Source organism: Labrenzia sp. PHM005 (assembly GCF_006517275.1).
GTDB lineage: Bacteria > Pseudomonadota > Alphaproteobacteria > Rhizobiales > Stappiaceae > Roseibium.
Window position 1 is genome coordinate 5,244,429 of sequence record NZ_CP041191.1, and the last position, 14,927, is coordinate 5,259,355.

Genomic DNA, 14,927 nt, shown 5'->3' on the forward strand with positions numbered 1-14,927 from the left:
GTTAACTCAGTTGTTCAAAAACAAGGCTTTCGTTTTCAAACCGGATTTGCGCAGGCGTGTTGCGCAGCTCCGTGTCGAAATCGTCGGCAACCTTGTAAAGTCCATTGATGGAGACCAGCTCCGCGTCCAGCTTGGAGCAGAAGATGCGCGCATTGTCCTTACCCGCGACGCCCGCCAGCGCCCGGCCACGCAGGGCGCCGTAGATATGGATCGAGCCGCCCGCGATGATCTCCGCGCCCGAACTCACCGACCCGATAATGGTGACGTCCCCGTCCGGATGGAGAACACTCTGGCCGGAGCGCACATGTTCTGTGATCACAATGGACGATCCATCGGCAGATGGAACCGCGGGTGAGGATTTTGGTTTTGCCTTTGAACCTGCAGATTTGGCTGGGCTATCGGAGTTTTTGTCTTCGCTGCTGGCAGAACGTTTTTTCGCGGTCTTAGCGGGCTTGTCATCCGGAACCGGCTTTGCGGCCGCCTGCTCTTTTGATTTCTTGGCAGCTTCTTCGGTTTCCGGAATATCCACTTCCGCCGTCAAACGGCCACCGCCGAAGCTCGGCGGCATACCCGGCTTCAGCCGCGTTCCGGAAATCCCGTCGATGCCAAAGACCCGGACAGAACGCTCGTTCAAGCCCTCAAGCAGCCTCTCCAGATCCTCAATCGGGATCTTCGTGCCGCGAACGTCCAAGACAATCGGGCGGTCGATGAAAAACCCTGGTGTGCGCGCAATAATCCGGTCGATCTCCTTGAACCAGTCCTCGTAAGGCGGCTCGGGAGACAACACGATCGCGATAAAGGATTTTCCCTTGAATTTCATCAAAGAGGCCCGGCGGCTTTCTCAAATCGGAGTGGTAAGTTTCGTAAACTTATCATTAACCGGACCGGACAATGGGGCAGCGATCCGTTTTCCACGGATATCCAAATTCTTCCGAAATTTCAGATAATTGCCCCCGCAAAAGCCCCTTCTTTCGGCGGCAGACCTGACAATCTTGATAAAACTGCTGATAAATATTGCAGGAATCACCGGGTTTCACCCTCCAAAACAGCTCCATGACCGGGTAGCGGATTAACTGAGATCGCGCATTCCGCTTCACTTTTGCCGTATTGCAGTGCAAAATAAACTCTCAGACGACCATCACCATCAGCAAGTCGCGACCTTAACATGAGTAATTTCAGTGATGTAATGGACTATCTCGGCTTGTCGGAAGACGAGGCCGCGGCCGTTCTATACACGTCCAGAGATGAAATTGTTCGCTGGCGCAACACGAATGAAGCTCCACCACTTCACATCTGGCAGGGCCTTGTGCGCATGCTGGACGACGTGCGCCGCTCGGCAGAAGAAGCCGCCAAATCGGCAGACCTCGATCACCTGGACGCCTCGGATCTCAACCGGGTTAATCTCGATGTTCCGACCCGGTCGTCTTCCGACCTCGCCGGCCCCAAACGGGCCGCCACCGCTCTTGCCGTTGCGACCCTCGCCCGGGTGTTCGTCTGATTCACCTCGGCTTCACACGGCCACCTAAATCGTTTTACACAAGTGACCCGTGACACCAGAAACCGGTCTTTGGCAACGGCCGGTTTTCTGCTAACACGTTTTGAGTTTCCACGGTCTGGCTGGTTTTGCGGCCACCCCAATACCGCCGGTGTCCGCGGCCACATCCGCGAAACAGACCGGCGGCCCCTTGAACAGAAAAAGAAGGCACTGCCCATGTCAGCCACACTTAGAGGCTTTCTGTTTGCCCTTGCGGCGTTTGCCTTCTTTTCAACCCACGATGCCATCGTCAAAACGCTGGGCAGCAGTTATTCGGTCTTCCAGATCATCTTCTTTTCGATGCTCTTTGCCTTTGTGCCGATGTCGATATCAATGCTCGCCGACCGGGCTGTCGACAATTTCCGGCCGCATCATCCCTGGCTGGTTCTGTTGCGCTCGGGCCTGTCGATCATCTCCATGTCGAGCGCATTTTACGCCTTTACCGCTCTTCCGCTCGCTGAAGTGTATTCCCTGCTCTTCGCAACGCCCTTGTTGATCACTGCCCTTTCCGTGCCAATCCTGGGTGAGACGGTGCGCGGTCAGCGGTGGGCGGCGGTCATCATCGGTCTGCTTGGAGTTATGATCGTTCTGAGACCCGGCGTTACGGAATTGTCGCTCGGCCATCTTGCGGCGTTGCTGGCTGCCTGTGCCAGTGCGCTGGCATCAATCTTGATCCGGAAAATCGGCAGTGAAGAACGCTCCGCCGTCCTGATCCTTTATCCGATGCTCCTGTCGCTGATTGCCATGTCGCTGGTGATGCCAGAGGTCTATCAGCCGGTTGGCTTGTCAGACCTTGCCCTGATGGCGGCGATCGGGTTCCTGTCTGTGATTGCCCAGCATTGTGTCATCGGTGCTTATCGGGCGGCCCCGGCTGCTGTCGTTGCCCCCTTGCAATACAGCCAGATCCTCTGGGCAACGTTTTTTGGCGCGCTGTTTTTTGCCGAAACACCGGACCTTTATGTGGCCATTGGCTCCGCCATCATCATCGGGTCCGGCCTGTTTGTTGTCTGGCGCGAAAGCAGAGAGAATGTTTCGGCCCGCCGCCCGGTTACCAAAACCGCCAACATGCGCTTCGACACCGGCCCCTCTCCTGCCCCAAAATTGCACCGGCAGGAAGAGATTTCTGAGAATGGATCTTAGACACGCGGTTTGGGCTGCAGTTTACTCCGGCAGAATGCGTGTCTTAGCAAAACGGAAATCGATCTTCAGCTTGGCAGCTTCGATCGCATCGTGAAGCCGGCCACTCATGAAGATTTTGCCGCTAAATTTTGGATCAACCCAGAGATCAGGTCCGCCGAGAGCCGAGGCTGATACCGCGATATCTTCGTCTTTCGGTTCAATTGCGCGCCAACGCCGAAATCCGGTCTTTGGGTTTATCGGCCCCGCCGATAGGTTACGACTATCTTCAGGTAAAAAGCAGTCTTTCTGAGACCCGAAATTCAGAAAGTAAAACGGGCCGGGCAAGCGGGTCGTCTTGTCCATTTCGTAGATCGGAAACTCGACAAGCTCACCGTCTCCAAGATCAATGTCCTTGAGCAGTTCTGCCAGTTTTCCTTTGACTGCCAGAAATCCATCCACCCAAAACAAGTCTTTGACCCGAGACCATTTCTTCGCGTCAAACACATATGCGGCTTCTACGAATTCTTCACGGCTTAATTTCTCGCCTTGCGAAGCCCGATTCACATTTTTCCTATGTTCTTCGGTCGGCGCTCCCATTTCAAACTGAGGCGGCGCCCAATCCTGCCCAATGTGTTTTTCACGAATACCGAGCTTGTTTCCCAGTAAATAGTTGCTTCGAACGCTACTGACCCAGATTTCCTGTGCCACGGACCTAACCTCCCAGAACGGTCTCCACCGCCTTGGCGCAGGCGAGCAGGTTTTCATCCTCACCGCCCGGCGCGATCAGCATGGCGCTCAAGATATGGCCAGCGTTTTGATACGGCAAAGCAATGCCGCAGGCATCACAGACGTTGGCGAGCGACGGATTGCGCAGGGCCAGAAGATTGAGCCGGTTGAAGGCACCATCATCCGCCAGATCTTCGATTTTCGGCGGCAGAATGGGCGTTGTCGGCAAGAGCAGAATGTCACTGCCGACTTCGTCAGCGAAGGCCTTGATCAAGGTTTGACGCCGGTTCAGCGTCTGCCGGTAGTCGACGGCCGAGATTTCTTCCGCCCGCCCCATGCGCGCATGCACACGCGGGTCGAATTGCTCCGGCGTTTTTTGGAAATGATCTTCGTAATGCGCCCGCGATTCCACAGACGTCATGTGCCACGGCGGAACCTTTGAATAGACATCAATGACGGCCAAATCCTTTTCAACGACCTCGAAGCCCGCCTCCGTCAGTTTTTCGACGACGGCGTCAAACCCGGCCACGACCGGTGCTTCAATCTCATCAAACCCAAAGTTTTTAGGAACAACCAGCCGCGCTTTCTTCGGCTCCACCGCTTGGACGGTGCGGCCGGCCATCACCTGCCAGGCAAGTTCACATTCGGAGACGCTTTTCGCCATTGGGCCAAAACTGTCCAGACTGTCGGAAAGCGGTTTGCCGCCCTCCATCGAAACAGAGTTTTGGGTCGGTTTAAATCCGGTGATGCCATTGAACGCCGCCGGGATGCGCAGGGACCCACCGGTGTCGCTGCCAATTGCGATGTCACAGAGGCCCAGCGCCACGGCAACCGCCCCGCCGCTGGTCGAGCCGCCGGGTGCACAGCCCGGATAACGGGAGTTGTGCGGCGTGCCGTAATGCGGATTGAGACCGAGCCCGGAATAGGCGAACTCGGACATGTTCGTAAGGCCAGTAAAGACGGCTCCGGCGGCCTCGAGCCGGGCAATGGCAACCGCATCTTTTTCTGCCGGCGGATCATTTTTCAGAACGGTCGTGGCCGAAGTTGTCACCTCGCCGGCGACATCAAACAGCGCCTTGACGCTGATGAGCGCGCCAGCAAGCGGGTTTTCCGTGCCTTTTGCGTTGGCGGCTTGCTGACGGGCCCGATCCTCAAGAAGCTTGATGTAGACGTTTTCGGCTGACCGCTCGCCTTTGGCCTTTTCCAGGGCTGCCTCCAGCCGCTCACCCACCGTCGTCACGTCCCAGGGAAACGCCGCTGCCATTCTGCTCAATCCTTGCAAAAAATTCGTATGGTCCGACCCTGATAGCACGAAAGGCCGCACTAAAAAGATCTTTCAATAGCGGAGGTTCCTTAAATTGACAGCAATAATCAGCCGGATGATCACTGAGTGTTTGGCACTGCATTCGCCAAGCAGAAAGCCGTCACCCCAGACATGTTCCGGGGCCCACTCGTTTGCAGAGCGTCACCAGATAAAACTCTTGGCCTGCGGCAAGCGGACCAGCGAGTAGGTCCCGGATCAAGTCCGGGATGACAAGGCATGGCTTTGACAAGAATAGGTCAAAAAAACAAAACGGACGCGCTTCTGGCACGCCCGTTTGCAAGATTTGAAAGAAATATCCGAAGGATCAGTAGGTCATCATCGGGGCCAGTTCTTTGGCCTGGTCGACCCATTTGGTAACCTGGCTTTCGCTCGGCACCTGGCGCACGAGGCTTTTTTCCTCGTTCACTTCCTTCATTTTGGCGGCAAGGTTGGCCGCATTGCGGTGCTTGAGTTCCTTGACGGTGTCGACACCGGCGGCTTCCAGCAATTCGGAGTATTCTTCACCAACACCGCTGATGCGCATCAGATCGGCCATGTTGGCCCATTTCAGGATGCGCTTGCCCTCGATGCCGGTTTCCTCTTCCAGAGCCTTGCGGCCCTTGGGATCCTTAGCCCGCTCAAGATAAGCTTCTGTTGTCTTGATACCGGCTTCTCCGAGTTTGGCCGCATAAGTTGGACCGATACCCTCGATCTCATCGATGGAATAAGACATCCGCAATAAACTCCCGTTGTTCCGAAGCTTGAACCTTGGGGCAGTTAGACGATTTGGCTCAAGCCCGGAATTTTCGCAATAACCTCATCAACCACGTCATCCCCTGCTTTTTCTTTAGCATAAGAGACGAGTTCTTTGACAAGCCCTTGAATCTCGCCCATGCCGAGCCCGGCCTTGTTGAGTTCATTAAGGGCCGCCATTGCACCCATTGTGCCGCCCATCATGCTGCCAAGGCCGCCCAGTAGGCCGCCGCCGGACGCTGCCCCGGCGCGGGCCGCCAGAAGATCACCGGCCCCAGGCAAAGCATCCAGGACCAACTGCATCTTTTCGGCTGGTGCTTCCTTGTTGAGAAAGCCAAGGATGATCCCGAGACCGTCCTTGGCCACAGTCTCGTCCACACCTGCCCGCGCCACGATGCGGCTGATCAGTTCTTCCATTTGTCCTGTCCTGATGATTGCGCCGGCATCACGTCCGGCTGAATGAGAGTTGCCTCCCTATACAGGCATCAGGGCGGAGCCGTCGATGGCAATTGGTCTTAGGCGCGCATTTTTTGGCGGGCTCTGTCGCCGCCCGGCTAACAGAATGCTTCAATCCAGCGATGAACCGCTCTAGGTTACTGCCGTAAGGGACGGATTCGGGGGACGAATGTGAGTAAAGACAGTCAGATTTTCGTCGGTTTCAGCGGCAAGGACGAAACACTTTCCTTAAAACTGGCCAATCGGCACGGCTTGATCGCCGGGGCCACCGGCACCGGCAAAACCGTTTCCCTTCAAATCCTGGCCGAAGGGTTTTCCAAAGCCGGTGTTCCGGTTTTTTGCTCCGATATCAAGGGCGATCTCTCCGGCCTGGCGTCGGCCGGCAAGTCCAAGGATTTTCTGGAAAAACGCGCCAAAGACGTCGGTATCGGCAAAACCTACGCCTATGAAGCGGTCCCCACCGCTTTTTGGGACCTGCTTGGCGAACAGGGCCATCCGATCCGCACCACCGTCTCGGAAATCGGTCCTTTGTTGCTCGCGCGCCTATTGGAACTCAATGATACGCAAGAAGGCGTTCTGAACGTCTTGTTCGAACTTGCCGATGATGAAGGCCTGCTGCTGCTCGATCTGAAAGACCTCCGCGCCATGCTCACGCATGTGGCTGAACGGTCTTCTGAACTTTCCACCATCTACGGCAATGTTTCCAAAGCTTCGATCGGTGCCATTCAGCGCCGCCTACTGGTACTGGAACGCCAGGGCGGCGACAACTTCTTCGGTGAACCGGCGCTCGACATCCGCGATTTCATCCGCACCGCACCGGACGGACGCGGCCTGGTCAACATTCTGGCCGCAGACAAACTGATGACCGCGCCGCGCCTTTATGCGGTTTTCCTGCTGTGGCTCTTGTCAGAACTCTTTGAAGAGCTTCCCGAAGTGGGCGACCCGGACAAACCCAAGCTGGTGTTTTTCTTTGATGAGGCCCACTTGCTGTTTAACGGCGCGCCGAAAGCACTTCTGGAAAAAGTGGAGCAGGTCGTCCGCCTGATCCGCTCCAAAGGTGTTGGCGTCTATTTTGTCACGCAAAACCCGCTCGACATCCCCGAAACCGTGCTGGCCCAGCTCGGCAATCGCATCCAGCATGCCCTCAGAGCTTTCACTCCTAGAGATCAGAAGGCAGTCCGCGCGGCAGCTGAAACCTTCCGGCCCAATCCGGATCTCAACACCGAACGGGTCATCACCGAGCTTGGTGTTGGCGAAGCGCTGGTTTCGACACTGGAAGGCAAAGGCATCCCGTCCATTGTCCAGCGCACCTTGATCCGCCCGCCAACGTCCAAACTTGGCCCCGTGACCAAGGCCGACCGGCGGAGCCTGATCCAGTCCAGTCCGGTTTTTGGGCTCTATGAGCGTCAAAAAGACCGTGTCTCCGCCTATGAAGTCCTGTTGAGCCGGGCTGATGAAACCCAGCGGCTGGAGAAAAAACAGACGCAAAAGGATGACAAATACGCGGACAAACATGGCGAACCGCGGCGCACGCGAACCGGTTTTCAATTGCCGGATTTTGGCCGCGATGACCGGCCGCGCCGGGATAGCCGCGCGCGGCGGACCAAACGGCGCAGCCAGCGCGACACGGCCTTCGAGGCCGGTTTAAAATCGGCCGCCCGCAGCTTCGGCTCGTCCCTTGGACGGGCCCTCGTGCGCGGGCTTATGGGATCCTTGAAACGCGGAAACTAAGGCGCATCTAACCTGCCATGGCCTCACCAGAACTCCTCGTCGAGCAGCGCGCTCTCACCATCGGCAAATGGGCCAATTTGTTCATGGCCTTCGCCGGAATATTTGCGTCCTGGCTCTCCCGCTCTGACGCCATGATGGTGGACGGCCTCTATTCAGCTGTGAATTTTGCCTCCGCAATTGTGGCGGCCAGGATTGGAAGCCGAGTTGGGCTTCCTGCTACGCGGCGCAGGCCCTGGGGAAACGATTTCGATGAAGTTCTTTATGTCACCTTCCGCAGCCTGGTGCTGATTGGGGTCTTGGTCTTTGCCGGATTCGTTTCCGGATCGAAAATCTGGACGTTCTTTACGGGCGGCGATATCCCGCAATTGGTGTTTGGCCCGATCGTCATCTACTCGGTGGTGATCGTTTCGATTTGCATTGGTCTGGCGTTCAACTACCACCGAGCGTACCGGAAAACCGGCAAACGCAGCGCCGTCCTGAAAACCGAAACCCGGGCTGCACTGATCGATGGCGCCTTGAGCGTTGGAACCGGGGCAGCTCTTTTGTCTCTGCCGTTTTTGCAAGACACACCGCTCGACCCTTATGTGCCCATCGGGGATGCGGTGATCGTGGTCATTCTGGTCCTGGTGATCGTTTGGCAACCGCTGTCGGCTTTCCGGGGAACACTTGCAGATCTTGCCGGCGTCAGCGCGCCAGGCACCACATACGCCAAAGTGTCACGAACCGCCCGGGACCTTGCCAAGGAACATGGTTACAAACTCCATCGCGCAGCCGTTATTCAGGCCGGGCGCATGCATTTTGCCGCCATCTATCTGGATCCACTCAAGCCCATCGAAGCTGAAGAAATCGACCAGTTCAAAGAGAAGGTTGCCGCCCGCCTGGTAGACCTGGTTGGCCCAACACGTGTGGAGGTTATCGTGACGGCGCAAAACGGCCTTTCTTTTGCCGCAGGGGAAACCACAAATTGAGTAAAACACATTGCGCTCCAGCACGTCTTGTGGCCTGTTAGCGCCTTCTTGAGGCCGAAATTCTGTTCGGCCTTTGCATCTAATTTCTCAGATTAAGGAAACGTCATGAGTTCCATCGACAAGGTATTGGCTCGTATTGATGCCGATCTGGATAACAGCCTTGATCGCCTGTTCGAACTTCTCAAAATCAAGTCGATTTCGACCGATCCGGAATTCAAGGCACCGTGCCGCGAGGCCGCCGAGTGGCTAGCGAAGGAATTGACGGACATCGGCATCGAAGCCTCCGTCCGCGAAACGGATGGCCACCCGATGGTGGTCGGCCACCGCAAGTCCGGTAAACCTGGCCCGCACGTTCTTTTTTATGGCCACTATGACGTACAGCCTGTCGATCCTCTGAATTTATGGAACCGGGATCCGTTCGACCCGGCTATTGAGACGAAAGAGGACGGCACCAAGATCATCGTTGCCCGCGGCGCGGCAGACGACAAAGGCCAACTGATGACCTTCGTCGAAGCGGCGCGCGCGTTCATTACAGAAACCGGCGACCTGCCTGTCGACGTTTCGATCCTATTCGAAGGCGAAGAGGAATCCGGTTCGCCGTCGCTGCACCCCTTCCTGGAAGCTCACAAGGACGAGCTGTCCTGCGACATGGCGCTGGTTTGCGATACCGGCCAATGGGATGCGGAAACGCCAGCTATCTCCGTAATGCTGCGCGGCATGGTCGGCGATGAAATCATCGTCAAGGCGGCCAGCCGCGACCTGCATTCCGGCTCATATGGCGGGTCAGCTCAGAACCCGAACCATATCGTTGCCAACATTATTGCAGGACTGCACGATGAAAATGGCAGGATCACCCTCCCTGGCTTTTATGACGGCGTGATCGACATGCCGGAAGAGGTCACCGCCATGTGGGACAAGCTCGGCTTCGACGTTGAGGAGTTTCTTGGCGAAGTCGGTTTGAAATATCCGCGTGGCGAGAATGACCGCACGCCGCTGGAACACCTTTGGACCCGCCCGACCTGTGAAGTCAACGGCATGTGGGGCGGCTATCAAGGCGCAGGCTCGAAAACGGTCATCCCGTCAGAGGCGCATGCCAAATTCACCTTCCGTCTTGTTGGCGATCAGGATCCGGACAAGGTCCAGCAGGCCTTCCGTGCCTACGTGCGCTCCAAAATTCCTGCCGATTGCTCGGTCGAGTTTATTGCCAAGGACGGTAGCCCGGCCCTTAGGCTCGACTTCACAATGCCGGTTCTTGAAAAGGGCCAAAAAGCCCTCAAGGACGAATGGGGCAAAGAGGCTGCGCTCACCGGCATGGGCGGCTCCATTCCGATCGTCGGCGACTTCAAGCGCATGCTCGGGATGGATTCCCTTTTGATCGGTTTCGGCCTGGAAGACGATCAGATCCACTCGCCGAACGAGAAGTACAATTTGACCAGCTTCCATAAAGGTATCCGGTCCTGGGCACGGGTTCTGGATGAGCTGGCCAAGGATTGATTGTCAACGACCATCTGACAAACACTGATCAGCCAATAGGGTCTTGGCCGGTTTCGTTCCGGCCAACCACCCGCTTTTCAATCTTCTTGGTCCATGGCCATGTTTTGACCTGTTCAGCTAAACTTGTTTGATTTGGAGCCTGATATGAAATCAATTTGCGTATTCTGCGGGTCCAGTTATGGCGCGCAAGAGGACTACAGCGATGCGGCCAAATCGACCGGGACTGCAATCGCGGAACAAGGCATGCGGCTGGTTTACGGCGGCGCCCGGGTCGGCCTGATGGGTACTGTTGCTGACGCAGCTCTTGCAGCTGGCGGCGAAGTGATCGGCGTATTGCCAAACTCTTTGAAAGAAAAGGAAATCGAACACCAAGGGCTGACCGAATTGCATCTCGTGGGGTCTATGCACGAACGCAAGGCCATGATGGCCGATCTGTCAGACGGCTTTATTGCCCTGCCAGGCGGTGTCGGTACATTGGAAGAAATATTTGAAGTCTGGACCTGGGGTCAGCTCGGCTATCACGAAAAGCCCTGCGGCTTTCTCAATATTGCTGGCTATTACGACCACCTGATCGCGTTTTTGGACCACCAGGTACAGGAAGGCTTCACCAAAAATGTCATGCGTGACATGGCTCAGATTGCCGAAACTCCTGAAGACCTTCTGAGCCTCTTCAAAGCATATGCTCCGCCGTCCACCCCGAAGTGGATCAAAAAAGACGAGACTTAAGTCAGATCTCGGGATCCGGCTTTGATAGCGCGTCGACCTGACTTATCCGTTTAACACTGTATGGATTGCCTCGGAAAGGTCGGCCAGGGTCTTGTCGATCAAACGCGCATCCGCTTCAGTGGGATCGCTGTCCTTTCCGATGATCTTATCGAGTGCATCATAAAAAGCGCCATCAGCCTTGGAGATCAGGGCATCCTCAGCTGCCGTTAATTCGCGGCCAGCAAGCCCCTCTTCCAGGTCTTCAAACAAGGCGTCCAATTCATCCATGGATTCATCGAAGAATTCGCCCTGCTGCTCGCTCAAGTCCGCTCCAAAGACATCGTCAAAAGCATCGAAAAACGCATCTTCGGCCTCTCCAAGACGATCAAGGAATTCTTCTGCGGCTTCACCGTTGAGCGGCCTGCCGGCAAAATCATTAAAAAGAGCCTCAATCTCTTTAGCGAACAACTCGCCGGCAGCTAGGATGGATACTTGTTCCTCGAAATCGAGATCATCTCCCAGCGCAAAATCAACGGCTTCACTGATGTCCTCGACAACGCCTGTCAACTCCCGGCTCAAGCCGGACGCAAGCGTGTCAGACCCGGTGAGGGATCCTGTCGAGGCAGCTGCCAAAAACGCTCTTGCTTCTTCCGATATGGAAATGGAGACAGCATCACCAAAGTTGGAGGCGCTTTTCGTATCAGGAACATTTTGGGCCGGCCTATCTGCGGCTAGTGCCTGGGAAATTGCACTGACGTGAGATGAAGATCCAATACTGTCAATCGCCATGGTTACTCGGCCTTGCCCTAAAAGATTGAGGAGGACTGTCGCCGATCGTGGTTAACAGGGTGTTAAGAATGATTAATGCCGAAGATGTTGAGAGCCTGTTAAAACTGCTAATCAGGTGCTTTTCGTTCAGGCGTGTGAATGCTAAGACCCTTCTGTCGAAATTAACAATCCTTACCGGTTGGCGGAGTTTCTGTTTCATGCGTTTGCCGCTTCTCGCGTGTCTAGCCCTTGCAGCTGCCTTAAGCACAGCCTGTTCCCCAACTGCAGACATAGATGCGCCAGTTAGCGCAGTTCGCACGTCGAACGTCACGCTCCTGCAGATCACTGAAGACCACGTCGGCGGCATCACCAAGGAAACGGCCTACGCCCCGAAGGCGATCGAAGCCTCGCTGCCTGGCTTCACCACCGAAGGCATTCAAACTGCCGTTGAAAACAAGACCGAATGGGCGCTAGCTGCCTTCAACACCGATGGGTTTCAAGTCTTGCAGGTGTTCAAAGGTCAGAATGGCAAAGTCCGCACAGTTCATGGTGTCACCCACCACCTTCAAGGCCCGAACGGCGAGCGCATCGGTATGACCTTTGCCGAAATTGGAAGTGCCCGGGCCGATTGCCGGGTGGGTAAAAATCTCTGGCGCGGTATGGCGATTTGCCGTTCTACCGGACACCCAAACGTGGAACTGGTCTATGCCATTCCCGGCTACACCGGCCCTTATCATGAGCTTCCGCCCGCGCAGGACCTCTTCGATGCGCAGCTGCAGCGCATTTTGTGGACACCGAAGACCTGATCAAGAGTGCCATCATCTGGTTTCAGATGGACTGGCACGAACCGCACCAGTCCGCTCCAAAATTAGGTGGCTACTTCGAACTCATCTTCTGTCAACAGCGCGGCCCCATCCGGCTGCAAAACCCAGAGTTCGTTGGTGATGACACCATGCGCCTTATTCATGCGCCAGCGCGACTTAAGGTGCACGGATTGATCATCGACCACGGTCAACTCCGGATCAAGATATTCAACATCCGAAAATCCGTCAGAGATGATTTTCTCCCAGAATTTCTGAATTTCCTTGCGGCCCCGGAATTCACCAAACGGCGTTACCTTCATGACTGCCTCGGGGCTGTAGAAATCAGCGCAGCCTTTGGCATCCCCGCGGTTGAAGGTTTCCTGCCAAGCCCTGCTGGCCGTCTGAGCGGCGGTGAGTGCGGCGTTCGACATCTAAGTTTCCTTCCATCTTGGACCGACGGCCAAATCGCGACCGCCGGACTGTTCCGATGGCGAAACCCTATTCGTCATACAGGCTGAAGGGAGGTGGCGCTATTGTCATATAATATGCATATACTGACAAATGAGCCAACCGCACCATATTCAACTAATTTCATTGGGTGAAGCACGTGCTTCAGTCCTTCACGGCCTGCTTGAGCTGTTTGAAACGGCCAGCTCTAAAGCCGAGGTGATCGGTCAAACTGGTCTGAGTGTTGATTACGATAGCGGGATGCGAACCGCCAAGGTCCTCTCCTGCAATCCTAAACCTGATGCTATTGTGGTTTTGCCCTCCAACGCGACCGGACAAGAGGATGAACAAGCGATCCTGGACGCTTTGGTTCACGCCCATAAAAGCGGAACGCTGATCGGGTCCATCTGTTTGGGGGCTTTTGATCTGGCGCGTAGCGGTTTGTTGGATGGCCGGCGGGCAACCACCCATTGGAACGAAGCCGACCGCTTCGCCAGCCAGTTTCCAAAGGTCTGCCTCGACAGCAATCAAATCCTAATTGATGATGGTGACTTGGTAACAGCTGGCGGCATGATGGCTTGGACGGATCTGGGCCTCAATCTCGTGAACCGGTTCTTAGGGCCTTCGATTATGCTGGAAACGGCCCGGATGCTGCTGACAGACCCGGGCGGCCGCGAACAGCGATTTTATGCGGTCTTTCATGCCAATCTAAAACACAAAGACCCGGCGATCCTTTCCGTTCAGCACGACATTCACGCTGCTCCGGAAAAACGATGGACTGTGCCGGAGATGGCCAGCCGCGCCCGTTTGGGAGACCGGACCTTCTTACGCCGTTTCAAATCCGCCACCGGCGAGACGCCGGTCCGCTATGTCCTGTTGATCCGGATTGCCCGAGCACGGGAGCGGCTTGAAACCAGCGTAACTCCGGTTTCTGAAATTGCTTGGGATCTTGGATATGCTGACGTGAATGCGTTCCGAAAGGTGTTTTGGGACTTGGTCGGATTAACCCCATCAGATTACCGCAGGCGGTTCTCACCGCGCTCATCCGGTTGATAAGCCCCTCGTCCTAACGTTGTTGGTGACCTTTTCTGATTCTTGGCTTAAAGCGGGAAGATCATGACCCAACGGACCGCTCCCCTCGACCCAAAACATCTCGCTGAACAGCTTAAGGCCGGCAATCGGGCGGCCCTTGCACGCGCCATTACGCTCGTTGAATCGAAAAAACCGGATCACCGCAAAATCGCACGCGAGCTGGTCCAAGAAGTTTTACCCCTGACTGGTAAGGCCTTGCGTATCGGGATCACTGGTGTGCCCGGCGCCGGCAAGTCGACCACCATAGATACTTTCGGGTCCAACTTGACCGCAGCAGGTCATAAGGTTGCAGTGCTTGCGGTTGACCCCTCCTCGACCCGCACTGGCGGTTCAATCCTAGGCGACAAGACGCGAATGGCGCGGTTGGCCGTTGATCGCAACGCCTTTATTCGTCCGTCTCCGTCAGCAGGCACCCTTGGTGGGGTTGCTGCCAAGACCCGCGAAACCATGCTGCTGTGTGAGGCCGCTGGGTTCGATGTCATCCTTGTCGAAACCGTTGGTATTGGCCAGTCGGAAACGACCGTTGCCGACATGGTCGACTTCTTTCTGGTCTTGATGCTGCCGGGAGCTGGCGATGAGCTGCAGGGCATCAAAAAAGGTGTCCTGGAAATCGCAGATATGATCGCCGTCAACAAAGCCGACGGGGAAGGCGCAATCCGCGCCCGGGCCGCAGCCAGCGAATACCGGGCCGCGCTTCATATCCTTGCTCCCAAAACCCCCACATGGACACCGCCGGTTATCACCATCTCCGGACTAGCCAATGAAGGCCTGGACCACATGTGGGACCAGGTCACGGTCTACCGCGAGCGCATGACAGCCAGTGGTGAGTGGCAAAAGAGACGCGCAGATCAGCAGGTCTCCTGGATGTGGGACACCTTGCAACAACGCTTGATGGACTCACTCAAAACCAACGAAAAAACAGCAGAACGTTTAAAAACACTGGAAATTGATGTTCGCAATGGTACAACCGCTGTTTCCGTAGCCGTTGACGAACTATCCGGTCTGATGGGCCTTACTGACTAAAGACT

16 protein-coding genes are annotated in these 14,927 nt (G+C 55.9%); 9 read left to right on the forward strand and 7 right to left on the reverse strand.

Features of this window, described 5'->3' with window-relative positions; genetic code table 11:
* Position 1: 1 nt before the first annotated feature.
* On the reverse strand, positions 2-820 hold the full coding sequence (gene minC, locus FJ695_RS23755) for a septum site-determining protein MinC (protein ID WP_141187752.1): 819 nt from the start codon (positions 818-820) through the stop codon (positions 2-4).
* Positions 821-1,165: 345 nt separating this feature from the next.
* Here minC and FJ695_RS23760 point away from each other — a divergent pair, with 345 nt between their 5' ends.
* Both FJ695_RS23760 and FJ695_RS23765 read left to right on the forward strand, forming a co-directional pair.
* On the forward strand, positions 1,166-1,498 hold the full coding sequence (locus tag FJ695_RS23760) for a hypothetical protein (RefSeq protein WP_141187753.1): 333 nt from the start codon (positions 1,166-1,168) through the stop codon (positions 1,496-1,498).
* A 213-nt stretch (positions 1,499-1,711) separates the two neighbouring features.
* On the forward strand, positions 1,712-2,674 hold the full coding sequence (locus FJ695_RS23765) for a DMT family transporter (protein WP_141187754.1): 963 nt from the start codon (positions 1,712-1,714) through the stop codon (positions 2,672-2,674).
* 21 nt (positions 2,675-2,695) lie between these two features.
* Here FJ695_RS23765 and FJ695_RS23770 read toward each other — a convergent pair whose 3' ends face one another.
* The 4 genes from FJ695_RS23770 to FJ695_RS23785 all read right to left on the reverse strand — a co-directional run bounded on the left by FJ695_RS23770 (position 2,696) and on the right by FJ695_RS23785 (position 5,852).
* Complete coding sequence (locus FJ695_RS23770) at positions 2,696-3,361, reverse strand: hypothetical protein (protein WP_141187755.1); 666 nt, start codon at positions 3,359-3,361, stop codon at positions 2,696-2,698.
* A gap of 4 nt (positions 3,362-3,365) precedes the next feature.
* Positions 3,366-4,643: an amidase family protein gene (locus tag FJ695_RS23775; protein WP_141187756.1), complete on the reverse strand. Its 1,278-nt coding sequence runs from the start codon at positions 4,641-4,643 to the stop codon at positions 3,366-3,368.
* Between the two features lie 364 nt (positions 4,644-5,007).
* Positions 5,008-5,415, reverse strand: a complete 408-nt coding sequence (locus FJ695_RS23780; protein ID WP_141187757.1) for a DUF4332 domain-containing protein — start codon at positions 5,413-5,415, stop codon at positions 5,008-5,010.
* 44 nt (positions 5,416-5,459) lie between these two features.
* Positions 5,460-5,852 (reverse strand): DUF2780 domain-containing protein, encoded by a 393-nt coding sequence (locus tag FJ695_RS23785; RefSeq protein ID WP_141187758.1) that lies wholly within the window; start codon positions 5,850-5,852, stop codon positions 5,460-5,462.
* A 210-nt stretch (positions 5,853-6,062) separates the two neighbouring features.
* Between FJ695_RS23785 and FJ695_RS23790 the strand changes: the two genes are divergently transcribed.
* From FJ695_RS23790 to FJ695_RS23805, 4 genes are all read left to right on the forward strand, one after another.
* A complete protein-coding gene (locus FJ695_RS23790) occupies positions 6,063-7,622 on the forward strand; it encodes a helicase HerA-like domain-containing protein (RefSeq protein WP_141187759.1) in 1,560 nt (519 codons plus the stop codon).
* Between the two features lie 17 nt (positions 7,623-7,639).
* Positions 7,640-8,590, forward strand: a complete 951-nt coding sequence (locus FJ695_RS23795; RefSeq protein ID WP_141187760.1) for a cation transporter — start codon at positions 7,640-7,642, stop codon at positions 8,588-8,590.
* A 105-nt stretch (positions 8,591-8,695) separates the two neighbouring features.
* The gene (locus FJ695_RS23800; protein ID WP_141187761.1) at positions 8,696-10,084 is read left to right on the forward strand and encodes a dipeptidase; all 1,389 of its coding nucleotides are present in this window, start codon (positions 8,696-8,698) and stop codon (positions 10,082-10,084) included.
* 144 nt (positions 10,085-10,228) lie between these two features.
* Positions 10,229-10,810 carry a TIGR00730 family Rossman fold protein gene (locus tag FJ695_RS23805; RefSeq protein WP_141187762.1) on the forward strand — a complete coding sequence of 194 codons (582 nt, stop codon included), beginning with the start codon at positions 10,229-10,231 and terminating at the stop codon, positions 10,808-10,810.
* Between the two features lie 42 nt (positions 10,811-10,852).
* Here FJ695_RS23805 and FJ695_RS23810 read toward each other — a convergent pair whose 3' ends face one another.
* Positions 10,853-11,578 (reverse strand): hypothetical protein, encoded by a 726-nt coding sequence (locus tag FJ695_RS23810; RefSeq protein WP_141187763.1) that lies wholly within the window; start codon positions 11,576-11,578, stop codon positions 10,853-10,855.
* Between the two features lie 197 nt (positions 11,579-11,775).
* On the opposite strand from FJ695_RS23810, the gene FJ695_RS23815 reads away from it, so the two are divergent.
* The gene (locus FJ695_RS23815) at positions 11,776-12,363 is read left to right on the forward strand and encodes a DUF1131 family protein (protein ID WP_141187764.1); all 588 of its coding nucleotides are present in this window, start codon (positions 11,776-11,778) and stop codon (positions 12,361-12,363) included.
* A gap of 62 nt (positions 12,364-12,425) precedes the next feature.
* On the opposite strand, the gene FJ695_RS23820 is transcribed toward FJ695_RS23815, so the two are convergent.
* Positions 12,426-12,791, reverse strand: coding sequence for a nuclear transport factor 2 family protein (locus FJ695_RS23820; protein WP_141187765.1), 366 nt, complete (start codon positions 12,789-12,791; stop codon positions 12,426-12,428).
* Positions 12,792-12,921: 130 nt separating this feature from the next.
* Here FJ695_RS23820 and FJ695_RS23825 point away from each other — a divergent pair, with 130 nt between their 5' ends.
* Both FJ695_RS23825 and meaB read left to right on the forward strand, forming a co-directional pair.
* On the forward strand, positions 12,922-13,860 hold the full coding sequence (locus FJ695_RS23825) for a GlxA family transcriptional regulator (RefSeq protein ID WP_141187766.1): 939 nt from the start codon (positions 12,922-12,924) through the stop codon (positions 13,858-13,860).
* A 63-nt stretch (positions 13,861-13,923) separates the two neighbouring features.
* Complete coding sequence (meaB, locus tag FJ695_RS23830) at positions 13,924-14,922, forward strand: methylmalonyl Co-A mutase-associated GTPase MeaB (RefSeq protein ID WP_141187767.1); 999 nt, start codon at positions 13,924-13,926, stop codon at positions 14,920-14,922.
* Positions 14,923-14,927: the final 5 nt, after the last annotated feature.